The sequence below is a fragment of the Streptomyces sp. bgisy027 genome (genome assembly GCF_057710365.1).
Window position 1 is genome coordinate 89,885 of record NZ_JBYIVZ010000012.1, and the last position, 21,241, is coordinate 111,125.

The window sequence follows — 21,241 nt, forward strand, 5'->3', positions numbered from 1 at the left end:
GCTAACGGCCATGGGTGCCGTGAAGACCAAACGGATGCCGCGGGCCGTCCGTGAGCAGCAGATGCTGGACGCCGCCGTGCGGACCTTCGGCAGGCGCGGGTACATGGCCGCGTCGATGGACGAGATAGCCGAACTCGCGGGCGTCTCCAAGCCGTTGGTCTACCTGTACCTGAACTCCAAGGAAGACCTCTTCACCGCCTGCATCCGGCGCGAGGCGGCCGCACTGATCGCGGCCGTGCGCGGCGGTGTGCGGACCGAGCTGCCCGCCGACCGCCAGCTCTGGGACGGACTGCGGGCGTTCTTCACCCACACCTCGCACTACCCGGACGCCTGGTCCGTGCTGCACCTCCAGGCCCGCACCCACGGCGAGCCGTTCGCGACCGAGGTCGCCGCGATGCGCGCGGAGATCGTCGACTTCGTGACGCAGCTGATCGTCGTGGCCGCCCGCGAGGCCCTCCCTCAAGCTCTCAGCTGCGTTCGAGCAGGGGCGACCCCCATCGACCCCGACCTCCCGGCGAGCGAGGTCGCCGGGATCGCCGAAGCCCTGGTGGGCGCCGCGGAGTCGCTCGCCGACTGGGCCAACACCACGCCGGGCGTGAGCGCGCGGCAGGCGGCGGCCACGCTCATGAACTTCGCGTGGGCCGGCCTGGGCAACCTCATGGACGGCCGGCCCTGGACACCGCCGGAGGCCGCTCACGAGGTGAGCGGATAGACCTCCCCGGTCAGATGGACGCGGTCGTCCCCGCCGCGCAGTGCGAACCGCCCGCCCTGCGCGGCGTACGTCACCGTCCCGGGCAGCAGCACCGGCGCCCGGAAGCCGGCCCGTACCCGCACCGCGTCCGGTGCGCCATGGGCGGCGAGACAGCGGGCCACCGTCCACATGCCGTGCGCGATGGCGCGCGGGAAGCCGAACAGGCGGGCGGTGAGGGCGTGCAGGTGGATGGGGTTGCGGTCACCGGAGGCGGCGCCGTAGCGGCGTCCGACGTCCCCGGCGATGCGCCACTCGGCGACCGCCGGGAGCGGCTTCGGCTCCTCGGACTGCAGGACCGGCGCACCGGCTTCCGTGCCATGCGTGCGGTGCCGGGCGAGGTACCTGCTCGTCGACTCCCACACGACGTCCTCGCCCGACCGCACCTCGGTGACCACCACGGCCTCCGTGCCCCGGCGGTGCGCCGCCAGCCGGTCGATGTGCACGCCGATCTCGTAGGCGCCGGTCGCGGGCATCGCCCTGTGCCGGGTGACCTCGATGCAGGTGTGGACGAGCCCGAGCAGCGGCAGCGGGAACGCCCGCTCGCTCATCAGCCGCATGGCCAGCGGAAAGCCGAGGACGTGCGGATAGGTGAGGGGCAGCGCGTCGGCGCCGGTCGCGAAGCCGCACACCCGCTCGTACGCGGCCAGACGCGCAAGGTCGACACGTACGCCGGGCAGCACGAGCCGGGTGCGGGGGAACTCGGCGTCGGGGCGCGGTCGTTTGAAGGCGGAGAGCACCGCGCCCCGGGCGAGCAGGGCGGGAAGCGAGGGGGTGCCGGTCAGGACGGTCGTCATCAGGCCCCCAGCAGACTCTGGCCGCACACCCGGACGACCTGGCCGTTGACCGCGCCCGACGCGGGGTGCGCCAGCCAGGCGGTCGTCTCGGCGACGTCGGCCGGCAGCCCGCCCTGCCCGAGGGAGTTCATGCGCCGGCCCGCCTCCCGGAGGAACAGGGGGATCGCGGCGGTCATCGTCGTCTCGATGAAGCCGGGCGCGACCGCGTTCACGGTCACCCCGTGCTCGGCGAGCGCCCGCGGCGCCAGGGTGCGGACCAGACCGACCACGCCCGCCTTGCTCGCGCCGTAGTTGGTCTGCCCGGCGTTGCCCGCCAGCCCCGCGATGGAGGCCGTCGCCACGATCCGGCCGCCCTCGCGCAGCGTCCCGCCCGCCAGCAGCGTGTCCGTCGTGCGCAGCACGCTCGCGAGGTTCACGTCGAGCACCGAACTCCAGTGCTCGGCGGGCATGTTGACCAGCCGACGGTCCCGGGTGATGCCGGCGTTGTGGACGAGGAGGTCCAGCCCGTCGGGCAGCGCGGCCGCGATCCGCGCCCCGGCGTCGTCGGCGGTGATGTCCAGCGCGAGCGCGGTGCCGCCGAGTCGGTCGGCCACCCGCCGCGCGTCCTGCTCGGCCCGCGGCACGTCCAGTACGACGATCCGGGCGCCGTCCCTGGCCAGCGTCTCGGCGACCGCCTCGCCGATGCCGCGCGCGCCGCCGGTGACCAGGGCGGTGCGGCCGGTGAGGGGACGCTCGGGGTCCGCGGGCGCGGTGACGTCCTGCGGGCCGACCTCGACGACCTGGCCGCTGACGTAGGCCGACTTGGGGGAGAGGAGGAAGGCGAGGGTCGACGCGGCGGCGTGTGCGTCCGTCAGCCGGACCAGGTTCACGGTCCTGCCGCGCCCGATCTCCTTGCCGAGCGAGCGCGTGAAGCCCTCCAGGGCCTGCTGGGCGGCGGCCTGGTGATGGTCGGCGGGGTCGAGGGGCGCGCCGAGGACGACGATCCGGCCGCTGTGCGCCACCGACCGCACGACCGGATGCAGGGCCGCGTGCACCTCGGCGAGCGTCTCGACGTCCCGCACTCCCGTGGCGTCCAGCAGGACGGCCGCCGGGTGCTCGGAGGAAGCCGTCAGGCCCAGTCCCGTCGCGGCGAGGTCGAGGTCCGACTTGCCGGCCGTGCGGAGCAGCCGGTCGCCCCGGAGCGCGGGCCGCTCGGGCGAGAACCGTTTCAGTGACGCGGGCCGGGGCAGGCCCAGGCGGCGCGTGAGAAAGCGGCCGGGTGCGGTGCCGGTGAAGCTCAGATAGCGGTCGGCCATGTGCGACTCCCAGGTGCGCTCCGGAACTGACTCTGGAGTAAGGTTACCGGAGGTAATCCCGTGCTGGACGTGAGGAGTGGGTGGAGATGAGCCCCAGCGAGAGCGCCGGGACGAGCTCCAGCGAGAGCGCCGTGACGAGCTCCAGCGAGAGCGCCGGGACGGGCCCCGGCGAGAGCGCCGGGACGAGCCCCGGCGACGGCTCCGGGGCGAGCCCCGGTGGGAGCTCGGGTGCGAGTTCCGGCAAGAGCGCAGTGCCGGCCCCGGCGGTCCGGCGCGTCGCGGTCATCGGCGGCACCCGCATCCCCTTCGCCCGCTCCGACGGCCCGTACGCCACCGCGTCCAACCAGGACATGCTCACGGCCGCCCTCGACGGCCTGGTCGAGCGGTACGGACTCGGCGACCCGGGCGCCGTCGGCGAGTTCGTGGCCGGGGCCGTCCTCAAGCACAGCCGTGACTTCAACCTCGCCCGCGAGACCGTCCTCGGCTCGAAGCTGGACTCGCGCACACCCGCCTACGACATCCAGCAGGCCTGCGGCACCGGCCTCCAGGCCGTCGTCGCCGCCGCCAACAAGATCGCGCTCGGTCAGACGGACGCGGCGATCGCGGGCGGCGCCGACACGGCCAGCGACGCACCCCTCGGCGTCAACGACCGCCTGCGGCGCATCCTGTTGGAGGCGCGGCGGGCCAAGTCGCTCGGCGGCCGGGTCAAGGCACTCGCTCAGGTGCGGCCCTCCCACCTCGTCCCGGACGTCCCCCGCAACGCCGAGCCGCGCACGAAGCTCTCCATGGGCGAGCACGCCGCCGTCACGGCACGCGCGTGGGGCGTCACCCGCGAGGCCCAGGACGAGTTGGCGGCGGCGAGCCACCAGCGGCTCGCGGCGGCGTACGAACGCGGCTTCTTCGAGGACCTGGTCGTGCCCTTCCGGGGGCTGGAGAGGGACCAGAACCTGCGCCCCGGCTCGACGCCGGAGCAACTTGCCGCGCTGCAGCCGGTGTTCGGCCTGGACGGGGACCACCCGACGATGACGGCGGGCAACTCGACGCCGCTGACGGACGGGGCGGCGGTGGTGCTGCTGGCGAGCGAGGAGTGGGCCGAGCGCCGGGGGCTGCGGCCGCTGGCCTACCTCACCGCCCAGGAGACGGCGGCCGTGGACTTCGTGCACGGTGATGCGGCGGGCGGCGAGGACGGGTTGCTGATGGCGCCGGCGTACGCCGTCCCGCGCATGCTGGAGCGGGCCGGACTCGGCCTCGCCGACTTCGGGTTCGTGGAGATCCACGAGGCCTTCGCCTCCCAGGTGCTGGCCACGCTGGCGGCGTGGGAGAGGCGCGGGCTCGCCACCGTGGACCGTGCCCGGCTGAACGTCAACGGCTCGTCCCTGGCGACCGGCCACCCCTTCGCGGCGACCGGGGCCCGTATCGTGGCGACGCTCGCCAAGTCGCTGGCGGAGAACGGCGGTTCGGGGCGCGGTCTGATCTCGGTCTGCGCGGCCGGCGGCCAGGGGGTGACGGCGATCCTGGAGCGAACGTAAGGATCGGGTGAGACGAAGCTGAGCGCCCCTCACATAAACCCCGAGGTTGCACATACCCGGCTCCGGATCACCGCCGAACCCGCACAACCTCCACACGCGCGAGCCGTACGATCTCCTGCCTAACCAGCGGTAACCCCTTTCCGCAGGCCTCCGCAGGTGAACGCCAAGGTGCGCGAGGCACGTACGTCATGCAGCAAGCAGACTTCCTCGCTGCAAGCCCGTCGCAGGAGCCGCCCGTGTCCACCTCGCTTCCGTCCTTCGCCCCCTCGGCCGCCTATGACGACGCCCCGGGACCGAAACTGGTACAGCCGGAGACGAGGCGGTTGGACGGCGTCGTACGGGAGGCGTACGTGCCGCCGTTCGCGCCGCCGGTCACCCACGGCTCGCTCGCGGACCTGCCGTTCGACAACGCGGACGCGGCTCCCGGCGCCGTGGTCCTCAGCCGCAGGGGCGCGGACGGGCAGTGGACGGACGTGACGGCGGCTCAGTTCGCCGCACAGGTGCAGCAGGTGGCGAAGGGGCTGATCGGCGAGGGCCTGGTGCCCGGGGACCGGATCGCCGTCATGGCCCGCACCTGCTACGAGTGGACGCTGCTCGACTTCGCCGCATGGGCGGCCGGCCTCGTGACGGTCCCGGTCTATCCCACCTCCTCCGTCTTCCAGACCCGCTGGATCCTCCAGGACTCCGGCGCGGTGGCCCTGGTCACCGAGACCGCGGGCCAGGCGGCCGCGCTCGGCCCCGAGCTGGACCGGGTGCCCGACCTGCGTCACATGTGGGTGATGGAGAAGGGCCATGTCGACCGGCTCGCGGAGGCCGGCGCGCAGCAGCCCGACGGGGAGGTGGCCGTACGGCGGGGCATGCTGGTGCCGGACACGCTGGCGACCCTCATCTACACCTCCGGCACCACCGGCCGCCCCAAGGGCTGCGCGCTGAGCCACAGCAACTTCTTCGCCGAGGTCGACAACGCCATCGAGCTGCTCTACCCCATCTTCAAGACGCGGACCAGCGAAGAGGCGTCGGTGCTGCTGTTCCTGCCGATGTCGCACGTCTTCGGCCGGATGGTGGCGGTGGCCTGCGTACGGGCCAGGGTGCGCCTCGGCCACGCGCCGAGCCTGAAGGCACAGGATCTGCTGCCGGACCTCGCGGCGTTTCGCCCGACGTGTCTGCTGACCATCCCCTACATGCTGGAGAAGGTCTTCAACTCCGCCCGCGCCAAGGCCGAGACGGGCGGCCGAGTCTCCTCCTTCGACCGCGCGGCGTCGGTCGCCGAGCGCTACGGCGAGGCGCTTCAGGCCCGCGCGTCCGGGACCGGCGGCGGCCCGAACGCGGCCCTCAAGACCGCCCGCGCCTTCTACGACCCCCTGGTCTACCGCCGTATCCGCAACGCGATGGGCGGCCGCGTGCGGTACGCGATCTGCGGCGGCTCCCCGCTCGGCCGGCGCCTGGCCGCCTTCTACGCCGGGGCGGGCATCGAGATCTACGAGGGTTACGGCCTCACGGAGACGACCGCCGCCGCGACCGTGACGCCACCGCTCAAGCCCCGCCTGGGCACCGTCGGCTGGCCGCTGCCCGGCACCCGCGTCCGGATCGCCGCCGACGGCGAGATCCTCGTCTCCGGCGACCAGGTGCTGCGCGGCTACTGGGACCCGGCCGCCGGCGGTGTCGTCCCGGCGGCGGCGGACGGCTGGCTGCCGACCGGGGACATCGGTGCCCTGGACGACGACGGCTATCTGACGATCACCGGCCGCAAGAAGGAACTCCTCATCACCGCGGGCGGCAAGAGCGTGGCCCCGGCACCGCTGGAGAACTGGCTGCGCTCGCACCCGCTGATCTCCCAGTGCATGGTCCTGGGCGACCGCCGCCCCTACGTCTCCGCGCTGATCACCCTGGACATGGACGGCGTCACCCACTGGCGCCGGATGAACGGCAAACACTCCGTCCCGGCCGAACTCCTCGTGGACGACGCGGAGCTGAGGGCGATCCTGCAACGCGCGATCGACGAGGCCAACAAGCTGGTCTCCCGCCCGGAGTCCATCCGCCGCTTCGCGATCCTGCCGACGGACTTCACGGAGCTGGACGGCCACCTGACGCCGTCGATGAAGCTCCGACGGGACGCGGTGATGCGGGACTTCGCGGGGGAGGTGGAGGGGCTGTATGCGAAGTGACGCCGCGGGCGCGGATCCCGAGGCGGCCGTGAGCGGGTGATCGCCCGAGCGGCGGGCAGGGGCCGCACAGGACGAACGGTTGCCGTCTCGTTACGACAACCGCTTGACGTGACATGCCCTGTCCGCGTTGGCTACCGCCACCCGGGTAGCAACGACGCTCCTCCGCTCGGAAGGCCCAGCAGTGAACGCTCGCACCCCCCGTACCTCCGCCGTACGCCGTATCGGCACAGCCCTCGTCGCCTCCGCCTCGGCGATGTCGCTCACCGCCTGCGGCGTCATCGACGGCATCGGGGGCGGTGACAGCTCGGCCTCGCCGGAGAAGGGTGACGACATCACGGTGGGGCTGCTGCTGCCCGACAAGGAGACCGCACGCTTCGAGAAGTTCGACTATCCGCTCATCGAGAAGGAGGTCGGCAACCTCACCGACGACAAGGGCAAGGTCGTCTACGCCAATGCCGAGGCGAGCGCGGAGAAGCAGAGCGAGCAGTTCCAGCAGATGATCGACGACAAGGTCGACGTCGTCCTGGTGGACGCGGTGGACGCCAAGGCCATCGCCCCGCAGGTGCAGAAGTCGAAGGACGCGGGCATCCCCGTCATCGCCTACGACCGCCTCGCCGAGGGACCCGTCGACGCCTACGTCTCCCACGACAACGAACTCGTCGGCGAGGTGCAGGGCCGTTCCCTCGTGGAGGAACTCGGCGACAAGGCCGCGAGCAGCAAGGTCGTCATGATGAACGGCGACCCGGCCGACCCGAACACCGGCCGCTTCAAGAAGGGCGCCCTCACGGAGCTCGACGGCGCGGTGAACATCGTCAAGAAGTACGACACCGACAAGTGGTCGCCCGAGGCCGCCAAGGCCAACATGCAGAAGGCGATCGCCGCCGTCGGGGTCGGATCGATCGGCGCCGTCTACTCGGCGAACGACGGCATGGCCGGGGCCGTGATCGACGCGCTCAAGGAGGCCGGCGCGAGCACGATCCCGCCGGTGACGGGGCAGGACGCGAACCTGGACGCGGTGCAGCGGATCGTCTCGGGCGAGCAGTTCATGACGGTGTACAAGCCCTTCCTGCTGGAGGCGACCAACGCCGCGAAGATGGCCGTGTACCGGGTGCAGGGCCGCGACCTCGAGTTCGACTCGCTGACCCAGGACTCCGTCGACAGCCCCACCCAGGACGACATTCCGGCCCAGCTGGTGGCGGTGATCGCCCTGACGCAGGCCAACATCGAGGAGACGGTGGTCAAGGACGGCGTCTACACCGTCGACCAGATCTGCACCCCGGAGTACAAGGCGGACTGCGACCGGATAGGCCTGAACTAGTCAGCCCCGGCGGCAGCTCTCCACGAGGTCCGCGAACGCCCTGGCCGGCGGGCTGAGCGCGTCCCACCGGCGCACGGCCCAGCCGACCGGCAGCGGCCGCAGCGCGGGCACCGGGAGCAGCCGCAGGTCGCCGCTGCCGGGGACCGCAAGCCCCGGCAGCGCGGGTACGACCGCCCGCCCGACCCCCAGCTCGGCCAGCAGCAGTGCCGTGTCCCAGTCGGCGACGCTGGTGTCCTGCGCGAACCGGACGCCCGACTCGGCGCAGGCGGCGTCCAGATGAGCGGCCGACGCGGAGTTCGGCGGCAGCCGGATCAGCCGTACGCCCGCCAGGTCGGCGGCGTCGATGCACGGCCGCTCCGCCAGCGGGTCGTCGGCCCGTACCGCCAGCACCCACGGCAGCTCCACCACCGGCCGCTGCTCGATGCCGCGCACCGGTGGCCCGAGGGTGATCCAGGCCAGGTCGAGCGTGCCGTCGGCCAGCGCGTCGAGGCTGCCCCGGCCCGAACTGACCGTACGGAACTCCAGGTTGACCCGGGGATGCCGGCGCCGGTACGCGACCACCGCCTCCGACATGAAGTGCCGTACGGTCGTCGCCCCCGTCGCCACCCGCACGTACCCGCTCTCGCCGTCGAGCAGGTCCCGCAGCTGCCGTACCGCCAGATCCAGCCCGGATATCCCCTCCGCGGCCGCCGTCTCCAGCACCCGGCCCGCCTGTGTCGGTACCACTCCCCGGGGCTGGCGCTCCAGCAGGACGACACCGGTCTCCCGCTCCAGCCGCTTCACGTGCTGGCTCACGGCCGACTGGGTGCAGCCCAGCTCCCGCGCCACCGAGCTGAGACTCCCGGCCCGGCACACGGCCACGAACACCCGCAGGTCATCAAGGGTCATGACATCCAAGTCAATGCTTGGGTGAGGCCACAGATCCCAAGGATTGACTGGGCTTTGCCCGATCGACGACGATCCTTTAAGGGCCCGGGCGGCAACCCGCTCCTCGCCCCCGTCGGAGTCCGGACCATGGCGGGGAGGGAGCGGGTGCCGACCCAACACGAGCGACGGAGAGCTTCAACTCCGTTGCTTTGCGCTTGACTTCACAAGGCATCCGCGTCACATTCGCATTTCTGACACACCCTCAGAAATGTGGAGTCGTCCAGGCGGGAGCTGCCCTCATGACCACCAGCGCGCACCCTTCCCGAAGACACGTCCTCGCCGCCGGTGCCGCGGGCACGGCCGCCACCGCCCTCGGGCTCACGGCGGCCTCCCAGCAGACCGCGCGGGCGGCCGACGTGCCGCTCCTCGGCACGTACGACGTCGTGGTCGTCGGCTCGGGCGCGGCCGGCATGACCGCCGCCCTCACCGCCGCGGCGCAGGGCCTGAGCTGTGTGGTGCTGGAGAAGGCGCCCACCTTCGGCGGGTCCGCCGCCCGGTCCGGTGCCGGGATCTGGATCCCCAACAACTCCGTGCTCCTCGCGGCGGGCGTGCCGGACACCCCCGCGAAGGCCGCCGCCTATCTCTCCGCCGTCGTCGGACCGGACGTGCCCGAGGACCGGCAGCGGGCCTTCCTCGCCCACGGCCCGGCGATGCTCTCCCTCGTCATGGCCCGCAGCCCCCTGCGTTTCCGCTGGATGGAGGGGTACAGCGACTACTACCCCGAGCTGCCCGGGGGCCTGCCGAACGGCCGTTCCATCGAACCCGACCAGCTCGACGGCAACCTCCTGGGCGCCGAGCTGGCACACCTGAACCCGCCGTACATGGACGTGCCGGCCGGCATGGTCGTCTTCAGCGCCGACTACAAGTGGCTGGCCCTGGCCGCGGTGAACGCCAGGGGCGCCGCCGTGGCCACCCAGTGCCTGGCACGCGGTACGGCGGCCGCCCTGCGCGGGGAGAAGCCGCTGACCATGGGGCAGTCGCTGGCGGCCGGGCTACGGCTCGGGCTGCGCTCGGCCGGTGTGCCCGTGTGGCTCGGCACACCGCTGACCGACCTGTACGTCGAGGACGGCGCCGTGAGCGGGGCGGTCGTCACGAAGGACGGCGGTCCGGGCCTGGTCCGCGCCCGCCGCGGCGTGATCGTCGGTTCGGGCGGCTTCGAGCACAACGCGGCGATGCGCGCGCAGTACCAGCGTCAGCCCATCGGCACGGACTGGACGGTCGGCGCGAAGGAGAACACCGGCGACGGCATTCGGGCCGGACACCGGCTGGGCGCCGCGCTCGGCCTCATGGACGACGCCTGGTGGGGCCCGGCGATCCCGGTCCCCGGCCGGCCGTACTTCTGTCTGGCCGAACGCACCCTCCCCGGCGGGCTGCTGGTCAACGCGGCCGGCGCCCGCTTCGTCAACGAGGCCGCCCCCTACAGCGACGTCGTCCACACCATGTACGACGTCCACGACACCAGCCCGGCCATCCCGTCCTGGCTGATCGTCGACCAGCACTACCGCAACCGCTACCTCTTCAGGGACGTCCTGCCGACGCTGCCCTTCCCGGCCGCCTGGTACGACTCGGGCGCCGCGCACAAGGCCTGGACGCTGGACGCGCTCGCCGCCTCGATCGGCGTCCCGGCGACGGCCCTGCGCACCACGGTGGACCGCTTCAACTCGCAGGCCCTGAAAGGGAAGGACCCCGACTTCCACCGGGGCGACAGCGCCTACGACCACTACTACACGGACCCGTCCGTGCTGCCCAACTCCTGTCTGGCCCCCCTCTGGCTGCCCCCGTACCACGCCTTCCGGATCGTCCCCGGCGACCTCGGCACCAAGGGCGGCCTCCTCACCGACGCCCGCGCCCGGGTGCTGCGGGAGGACGGCTCGGTCATCCGGGGCCTGTACGCGGCGGGCAACGCGAGCGCGGCCGTCATGGGGCACAGCTACGCGGGCGCGGGCTCGACGATCGGCCCGGCGATGACCTTCGGGTACATCGCGGCGAAGGACATCGCCGGGAGTCCGTAGCGATGGCTACCCGGGTTTCCTGGCGATCAGGAACGCCTGCTGCGAGGTCTCGTCCAGCGCCGGATCGGGTTCGCGGACGGTCCGGGAGACGAGGGCGAAGCCTGCCGCCGTCAGCAGCCCGGCGATGTGCTCCGGCCGCCGCCGCTGGAAGGTGAGCGCGACCGGGTGGCCGAAGGGCCGGTCGTGATGCCGGTGTTCGTCGCCGGCCTGGAAGGCGACGAGCAGCGGCGCGCCCGGGGCCAGCACCCGGTGGAACTCGGCGAACAGCGCGGGCAGTCGGTCCACGGGGGTGTGGATGGAGGAGTAGAAGGACAGCGCGCCCGCCAGCGTGCCGTCGGGCAGGTCCAGCTCCAGCATCGAGCCCTGCTCGAACCGCAGCTCCGGGTTCTCACGGCGGGCGATCGTGAGCATCGACTCCGACAGATCGACCCCGAACACGTCCAGCCCCAGCGCGGCGAGGCGTGCCGTCGTCCGGCCCGGTCCGCAGCCCAGGTCGGCCACCGGCCCGTCCCCGTCGACGAGTTCGGCGAACAGTGTCAGGACCGCCCGCTCCAGGGGCCTGTTCGCGAGCTCGTCCTGGAAGAGGACCGCGTAGTCCTCGGCGATGGCGTCGTAGAAGGTGCGGGTGGTGTTCAGGAAGTCGGAGTCGGTCATGGCGCGGGACGCTAGCGAACGGCACTGACAGGGCCGCCGGCCTCGGCGAACGACGCCGACCCGGCCGGGTGGTCCTGGCGAGAGCCGCCGCCGGCCACGGCGCGAGCAGCTGTCCGCACCGGGAATCCCGGCAGCCCTCGACTACTCGGCGCCCCTCTGCGCCTGCTCGCCGTCGCCCCGCGTCAAGCCGGCCCCGATCGCGCTGCCGACGGCGACACCCAGGCACATCCCCAGGGCAAGCCCGAGCGCCAGGTTGTCGAGGACGATCAGCCCGAATACCAGGCCGATGCCGATGCCGATGCCGATGCCGAGGGCCAGCCCGATGGACAGGTTCCTCGCGGGTTCGCTGTCGGCGGGGGAACCGCCCTCTTCCTCGTGCTCGTTCTCGTCTCCGCGGGTCATCCGGCGATTTTCGCACGCGGGCAGCTCAGGCCAGGCCCGCCGCCCGCAGCAGCGCCGCGGCCCCGGCCGCCCCCAGCACCACGACCGGGAACGGCGCCCGCCGCCACGCGAGGACGCCCCCGACCAGCACCCCGGCCGGCCGCGCCCACCCCGCGAAGCCGCCGCCCTCCGTCAGCGCCCCCGTCGCCAGCAGCGCCACCAGCAGCACCACCGCGGCGGCCGACAGCAACTCCTGCACCCGGTCCGGCAGTTCGACCCGCCCGTGCAGCGCCGGACCGACGAGCCGGAAGGCGTACGTCCCCACCGCCAGCACCAGGATCACGGCGACCGTGGCACTCACGCCGCCACCTCCTTGCGGCCGTACCGGACCAGCCCGGCCAGCGCCAGCAGCACCGGTACCCCCGCGGGGACGGCCGGTGTCACGGCCAGTGCCGACGCGGCGCCGAGCAGCGCGCACCGGCGGATGCGGGCGTCCGTGCGCAGGGTGGGCAGGACCAGTGCCACCAGCACGGCCGGGAAGGCGGCGTCGAGGCCGTACTTCGCCGTGTCGCCGAGCGCGGTTCCGGCCAGCGCACCGGCCAGGACACCGGTGTTCCAGGCGGCGAACAGGCCGAGCCCGTTCACCCAGAACGCAGCCCGGCGCCGTACGGGATCGGGCTGGGCGAGCGTGAAGGCCACCGTCTCGTCGGTGACGAGGTGGGCGCCGAGGAGGCGGGCGAGCCGGCTCCGGCCGCCGAGGACGTCGGCGACGGCGAGGCTGAAGGCCGCCGTGCGCGTGTTCAGCAGCAGCCCGGTGGCCGCCGCGGCGAGCGGCCCGCCGCCGGCCAGCAGCACGCCGACCGCGCTGAACTGCGCCGAGCCCGCGTACACGATCAGCGACATCGCCACCGGCACCCAGACCGGCAGCCCGCCGGCCACCGAGATCGCACCGAAGGAGACGCCGACGACACCGCTCGCCAGCCAGACGAGCGCACTGTCGCGGACCAGAGGTGCCATCATCGGTGTTCGGAGTAGCGAACGCATGTTTCCCAGAATGAACAAGTGAACGGGCGTTCGTCAAGACGAACGAACGTACCTGTAGAGCGAACGACGGGAAGTGAACCGGATGAGCGAGCCCCTCGCGTGGATCGCCGTCGCCCTGCGCCGCGAGCGCACCCGGGCCGGGCTGTCGCTGTCGGAGCTGGCCAAGCGGGCGGGGATCGCGAAGTCCACGCTGTCCCAGCTGGAGGCGGGCGGCGGTAACCCCAGCGTGGAGACGCTGTGGGCACTGGGTGTCGCGCTCGGTGTGCCGTTCAGCGTGCTGGTGGAGCCGCCGGCACCGGCCGTGCAGGTGATCCGGGCGGGGGAAGGGCCCACGGTCGCCTCGGAGCGGGCGGACTTCGTGGCCACCCTGCTCTCCGCCAGCCCGCCCGGCGCGCGCCGGGACATCTACCACCTGAGCGCGGAGCCGGGCCCGCCCCGGGAGTCGGATCCGCACATTCCGGGGACCGTGGAGCATCTGATCGTCAGCACGGGCCGGGTGAAGGCGGGCCCCCGGGGCGACGAGGCCGAGCTCGGTCCCGGCGACTACATGTCGTACCGCGGGGATGTGCCGCACTCCTACGGCGCGCTCGCGCCCGGGACGACGTTCGTGCTGGTCATGCAGCACATCTGAGCAAAGGCAGGAGCCCCGTCGCCTTGCGGCACGGGGCTCCTTGGGTACTGCTATCTGTTCCGGATCAAAGCACCAGGCTCCGAGACCGAATGATCAGACGGGGGTGACGTTCTCCGCCTGCGGGCCCTTCGGGCCCTGGGTCACGTCGAAGGAGACCTGCTGGTTCTCCTCCAGCGAACGGAAGCCGCTCGCGTTGATCGCGGAGTAGTGAACGAAGACGTCGGGGCCGCCGCCTTCCTGGGCGATGAAGCCAAAGCCCTTTTCGGCGTTGAACCACTTCACGGTTCCGGTAGCCATAAGCCCTCCTTGGGCCCAAAGGGTTGCCCTGCTCCAGAACCCTGCAAGTGTGAAAACAAAGTGCCGCACAACTGCATACGTCTGAAAACGACGAGAGCCCGCGGTTACATGCTCCGCAGGCTCTGTACTGCAAGGGAAACCAAACTGCAACTTGCGGCGAGCCTAGCACGCAGGCAGCCGAAAGCAATAGAGGCCAAGATCACGTCACTCGGACGTTTGAAGGTCCGTTTCATGTTGACGGGACCGAAGACCGATGCGGTGACGGTGCGAATCCGACACTCGGGTGAAGGGAGGTTGTGACGAGGGTGTCACTACCCTGAAGGCTGCACGCTACCTCATGGGGTCTAGTCTCGCGATGTGGACAATTCTCGCACCCGGCCGCGCGTAGGCCACATCCAGTTCCTGAACTGCCTGCCCCTTTACTGGGGGCTCGCGAGAACGGGCACCCTGCTCGACTTCGAGCTCACCAAGGACACCCCCGAGAAGCTGAGCGAGCGGCTGGTGCGCGGTGACCTCGACATCGGCCCGATCACCCTGGTCGAGTTCCTGCGCAACGCCGACGACCTGGTCGCCTTTCCCGACATCGCCGTCGGCTGCGACGGACCGGTGATGTCCTGCGTGATCGTCTCGCAGGTCCCGCTGGACGAACTGGACGGCGCCCGCGTCGCACTCGGCTCGACCTCGCGCACCTCGGTCCGGCTGGCCCAGTTGCTGCTCGCCGAGCGCTACGGCGTCCAGCCCGACTACTACACCTGCCCGCCCGACCTCAGCCTGATGATGCAGGAGGCGGAGGCCGCCGTACTCATCGGGGACGCGGCGCTGCGGGCGAACCTGCTGGACGGGCCCCGCTACGGCCTGGAGGTGCACGACCTCGGCGCGCTGTGGAAGGAGTGGACCGGTCTGCCCTTCGTCTTCGCCGTCTGGGCGGCGCGCCGGGACTATCTGGAGCGCGAACCGGTCATCACCCGCCAGGTCCACGAGGCGTTCCTCGACTCCCGCAACCTCTCCCTGGTGGAGGTGAGCAAGGTCGCCGAGCAGGCGGCCCGCTGGGAGGCATTCGACGAGCGGGTCCTGGAGCGGTACTTCACCACCCTCGATTTCCGGTTCGGCGGCCCGCAGCTGGCCGCGGTCGCGGAGTTCGCGCGAAGGGTGGGGCCGACCACCGGATTTCCGGCGGATGTGAAGGTGGATCTGCTCCAGCCGTAAAGCACACGGTGATTCCGCACTAATCTGCTGACGGTTCCTACGGGGGAGGGATGGACGCGGATGCAGCCGCTCGGAGTTGACGAGCCCACGGTCGTCGGACCGTACCGGCTGCTCGGCCGGCTCGGTTCCGGCGGCATGGGGCGGGTGTACCTGGGGCGCAGCGCGGGCGGCCGTACGGTCGCCGTCAAGATCGTGCACCCGCACTTCGCCCTCGACGAGGAGTTCCGCGCCCGCTTCCGCCGGGAGGTGGAGGCGGCCCGCCGGGTGGGCGGCGCGTGGACGGCGCCCGTCCTGGACGCCGATCCGGAGGCGCCCGTGCCGTGGGTCGCCACGGCGTACGCGGCCGGTCCCTCGCTGACGTCCGCCGTCGCGGACTCGGGCGCGTTGCCGCCCCATTCGGTACGGGCGCTCGGTGCCGGTCTCGCGGAGGCGCTGGCGGCGGTGCACGAACTGGGCCTGGTGCACCGGGACGTGAAGCCCTCGAACGTCCTGCTGACCCTGGACGGACCCCTGCTCATCGACTTCGGCATCGCCCGCGCCATGGACGGCACCGCGTCCCTGACGTCGACCGGCGTCTCGATCGGCTCCCCGGGCTACATGTCGCCCGAGCAGATCCTCGGCAAGGGGGCCACGGGCGCGGCGGACGTCTTCTCGCTGGGTGCCGTGCTGGCGTACGCGGCGACCGGGAAACCGCCGTTCTCCGGGGACTCCTCGGCGGCACTCCTCTACAAGGTCGTCCACGAGGAGCCCGAACTCGACGCGCTGGACGGTGAGTTGCGGGAGCTGGTGGCGGCCTGCCTGGTGAAGGATCCGGGCGCCCGGCCCGCACCCGGTCAGGTGGCCCGGCGCCTGGCTCCGCAGGGCGCGGCCCGTCTGGTCGCGGGCGGCTGGCTACCGGGACCGCTGGTGGAGCAGGTCAGCCGCGGTGCGGTGCGGCTGCTGAATCTGGAGGCGGCGGAGGACGTCTCATCGGGGCCGGTGCGCTTCGACCTGCCTTCCGTGGGGGCGGTGGAGGCGACGACCGGCGGTGCGGCGGCCGGGCGGGCGACGGTGGGGGAGTTCGGCCCGCCGCCGGTGATGGGGGGTCCTGCCACGCCGATGCCTGCCACGCCGATGCCTGCCACGCCGATGCCTGCCACGCCGACGCCTGCCACGCCCACGCCTGCCACGCCCACGCCTTCCACGCCTTTCACGCCGGGGTCCGTACCGCCCGCTGCCGTGCCGGAACCGCGTGACGCGCCGCCCCCGCAGGACGCCGTCCCCGGTTCCGAGCGCCGGCCCGGCAAGCTCGCCGTCTCCGTCGCCGCGTCCTCGACGCCCGGGGAGGGCGGCCGTGGGCGGCGGATGAGCTGCACGGTGGCGCTGGCCGTCGCGGGTGCGCTGGCGGCCGTGACCGTGGGGTCGGTGTTCGTGTTCGAGCTGCTGCCCGGCGGGGAGAAGGACTCCGCGAGCGGGGACACCGGAGCCGCGTCGTCCCAGGCGCCCCAAGAGTCCGACGCCCCGGCCGGGAGCGCCGTGCCGGACCGCTACCTCGGCACCTGGGAGGGCAAGGCCACCGTCCTGGACGGCGCGTTGCCGGCCGGCACCTTCCGGCTCACCGTGCACAAGGCCGACGTCGGCGACGAGGTGGGCACCCTCCGGCAGACCGACCTGCTCGGCGGTGCCTGCAACGACGTACTGACCCTGAAGAAGGCCTCGGCGAAGGAGCTCGTGGTGACGTCCGTGGGCCGCAAGTCGAACCACGGCGGCTGCAACCCGGCCCCGCACACCGTCCGGATCACACCGGCCGGCGACGACCTGGTGTACCGGTCGGAGAGCGACGACGAGGGCAATCCCGAGGCACGCCTGTCGAAGGTGCAGCCGTGACGGGCCCCTGGGAGTGAGCACATTCGCCGTGGTCGTCGTCGCCGCGCTCTGGGGCCTGGCGGCAGGACTGCTCCTGCCCCGGGCCGCCTACCGGTTCTCCGCGCCGGACGAGGAGGGGTGGCGGCGGCACTGCCCCGCCGGACATCCGATACCGGGCTGGCTCGGCAGGGCCCGGTGCGCGCGGTGCGGGGCGGGCACCTCGTACGGCTCCGGCGGCGCCGCGCCCGCCACCGCGACCGCCGTGGTCTGCGCCGCCCTCGCCGCCGCCACCGGCACCCGCCCCGAACTGGGCGTCTGGCTGCTGCTGGCGCCGGTCGGCGTGCTGCTCACGGTGGTGGACCTCCGGGTACGGCGACTGCCGAACCCGCTGACGCTCTCCCTGGCCGGCGCCGCGCTCGGGCTGCTCGGCCTGGTCGCGCTCGTCCCCGAGCACACCGGCGACTGGCCGACGGCCGTGTGGGGCGCGCTCGCGCTGGGCGCCGGGTACTACGCGCTGCACCTGATCAACCCCGGCGGCATGGGGTTCGGCGATGTGAAGCTCGCGCTCGGGGTCGGGGCGGCGCTCGGCTGGTACGGGTGGCCGACCGTGATGCTCGGTACGTTCGCCGGGTTCCTGTTCGGGGCGGCGTACGGCTGGGGGCTCGTCGCGCTGCGGCGGGCCGGGCGCAGGTCGGCGATGGCGTTCGGGCCGTTCCTGCTCGGCGGGGCCCTCGCGGGACTGCTGATCGGGGCCTACGCGGCCTGACGTCCGTGCGCCGAACGGCCTGGCGTAGGCTGGTTCGGTCCGCTGCCGACAAGGTGGATCCGCCCACCCGTCGCCCACCACCACCCTTGTCCGGAGCGCTTCGCGCCCTCCCCCTGATTCCTTGACGAAAGGGACACCCCGGTGACCGAGAAGGCCGACCTCCAGTCCGTCCTCGACCGTGCCGCCGCGGGTGGGCGCATCACACCCGACGAGGCGCTGGACCTGTACCGCGACGCCCCGCTGCACGCGCTGGGCGCCGCCGCCGACGCCGTACGCCGCCGCCGGTACGCGGGCACCGAGCACATCGCGACGTACATCATCGAGCGCAACATCAACTACACGAACGTGTGCGTCACGGCGTGCAAGTTCTGCGCCTTCTACGCCCCGCCGAAGGACACGGCCAAGGGCTGGACCCGCGACCTGGACGACATCCTGCGGCGCTGCGCCGAGACCGTCGAACTCGGCGGCACCCAGATCATGTTCCAGGGCGGCCACCACCCGGACTTCGGCGTGGAGTACTACGAGAAGCACTTCGCGGCCATCAAGAAGGACTTCCCGCAGCTCGTCATCCACAGCCTGGGGGCGAGCGAGGTCGAGCACATGGCCCGGATCTCCGGTGTGACGGTCGAGGAGGCCATCACCCGGATCCACGAGGCCGGACTCGACTCCTTCGCGGGCGCCGGCGCCGAACTGCTGCCCGCGCGCCCGCGCAAGGCCATCGCCCCGCTGAAGGAGAGCGGTGAGCGCTGGCTGGAGATCATGGAGACCGCGCACAGGCTGGGCGTGGAGTCCACCTCCACCATGCTGATGGGGACCGGCGAGACCAACGCCGAGCGCATCGAGCACCTGCGGATGATCCGGGACGTCCAGGACCGCACCGGCGGCTTCCGGGCCTTCATCCCGTACCTCTACCAGCCGATGAACAACCACCTGAAGGGCCGCACCCAGGCCACGATCTTCGAGTACCTGCGGATGATCGCGATCTCCCGGCTCTTCATGGACAACATCGCCCACATCCAGGGCTCCTGGCTGACCACCGGCCAGGACGCGGGCCAGCTCACGCTGCACTACGGAGCCGACGACCTCGGCTCGGTCATGCTGGAGGAGAACGTCGTCTCGGCGGCCGGTGCCAAGCACCGCTCCAACCTCCAGGAAATGATCGACATGATCCGCACGGCGGGCCGTGTCCCCGCCCAGCGGAGCACCACGTACCAGCACCTCGTCGTCCACGACGACCCGGCGAACGACCCGGTCGACGAGCGGGTCGTGTCCCACATCTCGTCCACCGCGATCGCGGGCGGCACGGCTCACCCCGAGCTGAAGATCCTCGCCTCCAACTGACGTACCCGTGCTGACGATCCACGCGGACTCCAGGGGGCGGGCGCTCGCCGTCAAGGGCGCGTGGGTCGCCGGCGCGGGGCAGTTGGAGGGCCTGGTCGCCGCTCATCCGGGCGCCCGGGTGCGGCAGTGGCCGGGCATCCTCACGCCCGGCCTGATCAACCTCCACGGCAACGAGCTGCTGGAGCAGGCGTACCACCCCGATCCGCGCGAGGCCGGCGAACTGGGCACCGAGCCGCTGACCGGCGACGCGCTGGCGGCCCTCGCCATGGACGACGCCCGCTGGGGCGCGAGCGCCCGGCGCGGGGTGCAGCGGATGCTGGCGCACGGCACGGTCCGCGCGGCCTGCGAGGAACTGCGCAACCGCGCGGTGCGCGACGCCGTGCACCGCTCGGGGCTGGCGGTCATGGGAAGGACCGGCCGCCCGGGCGGCACGCCGGCCCTCGATCCGTACGCCTCAGGAATCCCGGTGGAGTTCGCCGAGCCGAGGGAGCGCGACCGCGCAGCGCGGTTCGCCTTCTTCGACGTACGGGACGAGGCCGAGCTCGCGGAGCGGGGCGCGGGGACGTGCGTGGCGACGGTGGTGGACGGCCGACTGCTCTATCGACGGCGCTGAAGGGCGCTTGGGGGCGCGGGGACCTGCGAGAGCGAGTGCCGCCGCGGCCGGCTCGTGCGATTAACCATGAACGACCGCACTACGCCCACGACCGAAGCCCCTGGCTCATCCCGAGAACGCCTCCCCGAACGCCCCGCTCTCCTGATCCACCCCACTGCACTGGGTCAACTCGTCGTCATCGGAGTCGGCACCGCACTGCTGATCCCGGAACGTCGCCCACATGGACACCCACCCGATCCCCTTTTCGTCGGCGAACTTGCGTACCTGTGCCGCGTCGTCGAGCGTGAACGTCTCGTTGTCCACGTCGTTCTTACCGAGCATCGAGGTCAACGCCATCGCCTTCCACGCGGTGGCGTCCGACGTACCGAAAATCTCCTTCAGCTGGGAATGCGTGGCCTTCGCCGACGTGAGAGCGTAGTCCCCCATGTCGCCGTCGTACGACTCGCCGTAATTCATCGTCATGATGTTCACGGTGGAGACCTGGACGTCGTGTTCGTTCGCGGACTCCAGCAGCGCCACGCCGCCGTCGTCCAGCCCGGTCGGCATCACCGGCAGCGTGAAGGAGACCTCCAGGTCGTCACGCTCCTTCTGGAGCAGGGCGATCGCCTCCGACCGCAGGTCCACCGAGTCGGAGTCGGTCAACCCCTCGCCCTCGATGTCGAAGTCGGCCTGCGAGGAACCCGCCGCGTCCAGCGCCTTCCCGTACGCCCGCGCCAGCTCGGAGGCGCTGTCGCAACTCGCGGCCAGCTCCTCGCCGGAGGCCCCGCCGAAGGAGACGCGGACCGAGGCGCCGCCCTGAGTCAGCCTGGAGACACGGGACTTCACCGCCGCGTCGGAGAGGGCGGTGGTGCCGTTCCACTTCGGCGTGCAGTCGTTCCCGTCCGCGATGACGAAGGCCAGGTTGTACGTCGCCGGGGAACCGGCGGAGTCGTTGGCGGAGGCCCCGGTGGCGCTGACGTAGGGCGCGTACGACGTGCCCGGCGAGGCGCTCTTGGAGGGCGACGCCCCGGCCCGTGACGGCGTCGCAGGCGCCGCGTCCGCGGTGCCGCCGGAGCCCGCGGAGCACCCCGTGACCGCCAGCGCGAACACGCATATGAGACAGGCCGCCGACTTCCCTCGGTACGTATGCATGCCGGCAAATCTCTCATCTTCTGGGGCCAGTCGTCCAAATTCTCAGGCAAAGGACAGGCCCGGACTTTTCTCATGGCCGTCTCACATGGAAAGAGAGCCGTGGGCACATAAAGGCTCCCTAACATCCGGGGAATGCATTCCGAGCCTGCCATCGAAAAACACGCCGCCGAACGGCGTGTACGCGGTCGTCGCCGCAAACGCGGTAACGGGTCCGCAGAGGGGCCCGTGTTCGTCGACAACTCCGGACGCCGCTCCAAGCTGCTGCGGCGCCTCGGCATCCTGCTCGGAGTCGCCTGTCTCGGCTACGCGGTGGTGCTGGGCATGGCCTTCATGGGCGTCGGCACCTCGCTGAGCCCGTCCGAGCTGCTGCCCTTCGCGAACGGCCAGGGCGGCCCCGGCGGCACGGGCCCGGGCAATGTGCCCCAGGGCGGCCGCGGCACCCCCCTCGCCCCGCCCAGCGGTACCCCGACCGCGCCGCCCTCGGGCGCCCCCGCCCCGTCCGCGTCCGCCGCCCCGTCCGCCGACGCGTCCGCGAACTGAC

The 21,241-nt window shown here is 72.2% G+C and carries 21 protein-coding genes; 12 read left to right on the plus strand and 9 right to left on the minus strand.

The annotated features are described in order from the left end of the window. The first annotated feature begins 10 nt into the window (after window positions 1-10). Window positions 11-712, plus strand: a complete 702-nt coding sequence (locus AC3ETA_RS14790; protein ID WP_432193342.1) for a TetR/AcrR family transcriptional regulator — start codon at window positions 11-13, stop codon at window positions 710-712. Here the strand turns inward: AC3ETA_RS14790 and AC3ETA_RS14795 are convergent. Further along, window positions 694-1,545 carry a MaoC family dehydratase gene (locus tag AC3ETA_RS14795; RefSeq protein ID WP_432193343.1) on the minus strand — a complete coding sequence of 284 codons (852 nt, stop codon included), beginning with the start codon at window positions 1,543-1,545 and terminating at the stop codon, window positions 694-696. The genes AC3ETA_RS14790 and AC3ETA_RS14795 overlap by 19 nt on opposite strands. Then, window positions 1,545-2,840, minus strand: a complete 1,296-nt coding sequence (locus AC3ETA_RS14800) for a 3-oxoacyl-ACP reductase (RefSeq protein WP_432193344.1) — start codon at window positions 2,838-2,840, stop codon at window positions 1,545-1,547. The genes AC3ETA_RS14795 and AC3ETA_RS14800 overlap by 1 nt, the downstream gene beginning before the upstream one ends. Window positions 2,841-2,926: 86 nt before the next feature. Between AC3ETA_RS14800 and AC3ETA_RS14805 the strand changes: the two genes are divergently transcribed. The 3 genes from AC3ETA_RS14805 (at window position 2,927) to AC3ETA_RS14815 (ending at window position 7,852) form a co-directional block, all read left to right on the plus strand. Further along, a complete protein-coding gene (locus AC3ETA_RS14805) occupies window positions 2,927-4,369 on the plus strand; it encodes an acetyl-CoA C-acetyltransferase (protein WP_432193345.1) in 1,443 nt (480 codons plus the stop codon). 236 nt (window positions 4,370-4,605) lie between these two features. Further along, a complete protein-coding gene (locus AC3ETA_RS14810; RefSeq protein ID WP_432193346.1) occupies window positions 4,606-6,534 on the plus strand; it encodes an AMP-dependent synthetase/ligase in 1,929 nt (642 codons plus the stop codon). A 181-nt stretch (window positions 6,535-6,715) separates the two neighbouring features. Continuing rightward, window positions 6,716-7,852 carry a sugar ABC transporter substrate-binding protein gene (locus AC3ETA_RS14815; RefSeq protein WP_432193347.1) on the plus strand — a complete coding sequence of 379 codons (1,137 nt, stop codon included), beginning with the start codon at window positions 6,716-6,718 and terminating at the stop codon, window positions 7,850-7,852. On the opposite strand, the gene AC3ETA_RS14820 is transcribed toward AC3ETA_RS14815, so the two are convergent. After that, window positions 7,853-8,740, minus strand: coding sequence for a LysR family transcriptional regulator (locus AC3ETA_RS14820; protein ID WP_432193348.1), 888 nt, complete (start codon window positions 8,738-8,740; stop codon window positions 7,853-7,855). It abuts the gene before it with no gap. Between the two features lie 278 nt (window positions 8,741-9,018). Between AC3ETA_RS14820 and kstD the strand changes: the two genes are divergently transcribed. Beyond that, complete coding sequence (gene kstD / locus AC3ETA_RS14825; protein WP_432193349.1) at window positions 9,019-10,791, plus strand: 3-oxosteroid 1-dehydrogenase; 1,773 nt, start codon at window positions 9,019-9,021, stop codon at window positions 10,789-10,791. A 6-nt stretch (window positions 10,792-10,797) separates the two neighbouring features. On the opposite strand, the gene AC3ETA_RS14830 is transcribed toward kstD, so the two are convergent. The 4 genes from AC3ETA_RS14830 to AC3ETA_RS14845 form a co-directional block, all read right to left on the minus strand. Further along, window positions 10,798-11,445 (minus strand): class I SAM-dependent DNA methyltransferase, encoded by a 648-nt coding sequence (locus tag AC3ETA_RS14830; protein WP_432193350.1) that lies wholly within the window; start codon window positions 11,443-11,445, stop codon window positions 10,798-10,800. A 141-nt stretch (window positions 11,446-11,586) separates the two neighbouring features. Next, window positions 11,587-11,847: a glycine zipper domain-containing protein gene (locus AC3ETA_RS14835; protein ID WP_432193351.1), complete on the minus strand. Its 261-nt coding sequence runs from the start codon at window positions 11,845-11,847 to the stop codon at window positions 11,587-11,589. Window positions 11,848-11,872: 25 nt separating this feature from the next. Then, window positions 11,873-12,187: an AzlD domain-containing protein gene (locus AC3ETA_RS14840; protein WP_432193352.1), complete on the minus strand. Its 315-nt coding sequence runs from the start codon at window positions 12,185-12,187 to the stop codon at window positions 11,873-11,875. Continuing rightward, window positions 12,184-12,846, minus strand: a complete 663-nt coding sequence (locus AC3ETA_RS14845; RefSeq protein ID WP_432193353.1) for an AzlC family ABC transporter permease — start codon at window positions 12,844-12,846, stop codon at window positions 12,184-12,186. Before AC3ETA_RS14845 ends, AC3ETA_RS14840 begins: the two co-directional genes overlap by 4 nt. Window positions 12,847-12,952: 106 nt before the next feature. Here AC3ETA_RS14845 and AC3ETA_RS14850 point away from each other — a divergent pair, with 106 nt between their 5' ends. Then, window positions 12,953-13,501, plus strand: a complete 549-nt coding sequence (locus AC3ETA_RS14850; protein ID WP_150500494.1) for a helix-turn-helix domain-containing protein — start codon at window positions 12,953-12,955, stop codon at window positions 13,499-13,501. A 93-nt stretch (window positions 13,502-13,594) separates the two neighbouring features. Here AC3ETA_RS14850 and AC3ETA_RS14855 read toward each other — a convergent pair whose 3' ends face one another. Beyond that, a complete protein-coding gene (locus tag AC3ETA_RS14855) occupies window positions 13,595-13,798 on the minus strand; it encodes a cold-shock protein (RefSeq protein ID WP_003992177.1) in 204 nt (67 codons plus the stop codon). Window positions 13,799-14,155: 357 nt separating this feature from the next. Here AC3ETA_RS14855 and AC3ETA_RS14860 point away from each other — a divergent pair, with 357 nt between their 5' ends. The 5 genes from AC3ETA_RS14860 to AC3ETA_RS14880 all read left to right on the plus strand — a co-directional run bounded on the left by AC3ETA_RS14860 (window position 14,156) and on the right by AC3ETA_RS14880 (window position 19,569). After that, on the plus strand, window positions 14,156-15,004 hold the full coding sequence (locus AC3ETA_RS14860; protein WP_380853716.1) for a menaquinone biosynthetic enzyme MqnA/MqnD family protein: 849 nt from the start codon (window positions 14,156-14,158) through the stop codon (window positions 15,002-15,004). A gap of 60 nt (window positions 15,005-15,064) precedes the next feature. After that, window positions 15,065-16,870, plus strand: a complete 1,806-nt coding sequence (locus AC3ETA_RS14865; protein WP_432193354.1) for a serine/threonine-protein kinase — start codon at window positions 15,065-15,067, stop codon at window positions 16,868-16,870. Between the two features lie 13 nt (window positions 16,871-16,883). After that, window positions 16,884-17,615 carry a prepilin peptidase gene (locus AC3ETA_RS14870; protein ID WP_432193355.1) on the plus strand — a complete coding sequence of 244 codons (732 nt, stop codon included), beginning with the start codon at window positions 16,884-16,886 and terminating at the stop codon, window positions 17,613-17,615. A gap of 141 nt (window positions 17,616-17,756) precedes the next feature. After that, the gene (mqnC, locus tag AC3ETA_RS14875; protein WP_432193356.1) at window positions 17,757-18,956 is read left to right on the plus strand and encodes a cyclic dehypoxanthinyl futalosine synthase; all 1,200 of its coding nucleotides are present in this window, start codon (window positions 17,757-17,759) and stop codon (window positions 18,954-18,956) included. 7 nt (window positions 18,957-18,963) lie between these two features. Next, a complete protein-coding gene (locus AC3ETA_RS14880) occupies window positions 18,964-19,569 on the plus strand; it encodes a hypothetical protein (protein ID WP_432193357.1) in 606 nt (201 codons plus the stop codon). A 105-nt stretch (window positions 19,570-19,674) separates the two neighbouring features. On the opposite strand, the gene AC3ETA_RS14885 is transcribed toward AC3ETA_RS14880, so the two are convergent. Continuing rightward, on the minus strand, window positions 19,675-20,700 hold the full coding sequence (locus AC3ETA_RS14885; protein ID WP_432193358.1) for a chitinase: 1,026 nt from the start codon (window positions 20,698-20,700) through the stop codon (window positions 19,675-19,677). 225 nt (window positions 20,701-20,925) lie between these two features. Here AC3ETA_RS14885 and AC3ETA_RS14890 point away from each other — a divergent pair, with 225 nt between their 5' ends. Next, window positions 20,926-21,240 carry a hypothetical protein gene (locus AC3ETA_RS14890; protein WP_432193359.1) on the plus strand — a complete coding sequence of 105 codons (315 nt, stop codon included), beginning with the start codon at window positions 20,926-20,928 and terminating at the stop codon, window positions 21,238-21,240. Window position 21,241 lies beyond the last annotated feature (1 nt).

Bases quoted from the DNA above. Each gene is read 5' to 3' on its own strand.
- AC3ETA_RS14855 (WP_003992177.1), bottom strand. From the start codon at position 13,798: ATGGCTACCGGAACCGTGAAGTGGTTCAACGCCGAAAAGGGCTTTGGC.
- AC3ETA_RS14790 (WP_432193342.1), top strand. From the start codon at position 11: ATGGGTGCCGTGAAGACCAAACGGATGCCGCGGGCCGTCCGTGAGCAG.
- AC3ETA_RS14830 (WP_432193350.1), bottom strand. From the start codon at position 11,445: ATGACCGACTCCGACTTCCTGAACACCACCCGCACCTTCTACGACGCC.
- AC3ETA_RS14820 (WP_432193348.1), bottom strand. From the start codon at position 8,740: ATGACCCTTGATGACCTGCGGGTGTTCGTGGCCGTGTGCCGGGCCGGG.
- AC3ETA_RS14800 (WP_432193344.1), bottom strand. From the start codon at position 2,840: ATGGCCGACCGCTATCTGAGCTTCACCGGCACCGCACCCGGCCGCTTT.
- AC3ETA_RS14845 (WP_432193353.1), bottom strand. From the start codon at position 12,846: ATGATGGCACCTCTGGTCCGCGACAGTGCGCTCGTCTGGCTGGCGAGC.
- kstD (WP_432193349.1), top strand. From the start codon at position 9,019: ATGACCACCAGCGCGCACCCTTCCCGAAGACACGTCCTCGCCGCCGGT.
- AC3ETA_RS14835 (WP_432193351.1), bottom strand. From the start codon at position 11,847: ATGACCCGCGGAGACGAGAACGAGCACGAGGAAGAGGGCGGTTCCCCC.
- AC3ETA_RS14885 (WP_432193358.1), bottom strand. From the start codon at position 20,700: ATGCATACGTACCGAGGGAAGTCGGCGGCCTGTCTCATATGCGTGTTC.
- AC3ETA_RS14850 (WP_150500494.1), top strand. From the start codon at position 12,953: ATGAGCGAGCCCCTCGCGTGGATCGCCGTCGCCCTGCGCCGCGAGCGC.
- AC3ETA_RS14795 (WP_432193343.1), bottom strand. From the start codon at position 1,545: ATGACGACCGTCCTGACCGGCACCCCCTCGCTTCCCGCCCTGCTCGCC.
- AC3ETA_RS14865 (WP_432193354.1), top strand. From the start codon at position 15,065: ATGCAGCCGCTCGGAGTTGACGAGCCCACGGTCGTCGGACCGTACCGG.
- AC3ETA_RS14805 (WP_432193345.1), top strand. From the start codon at position 2,927: ATGAGCCCCAGCGAGAGCGCCGGGACGAGCTCCAGCGAGAGCGCCGTG.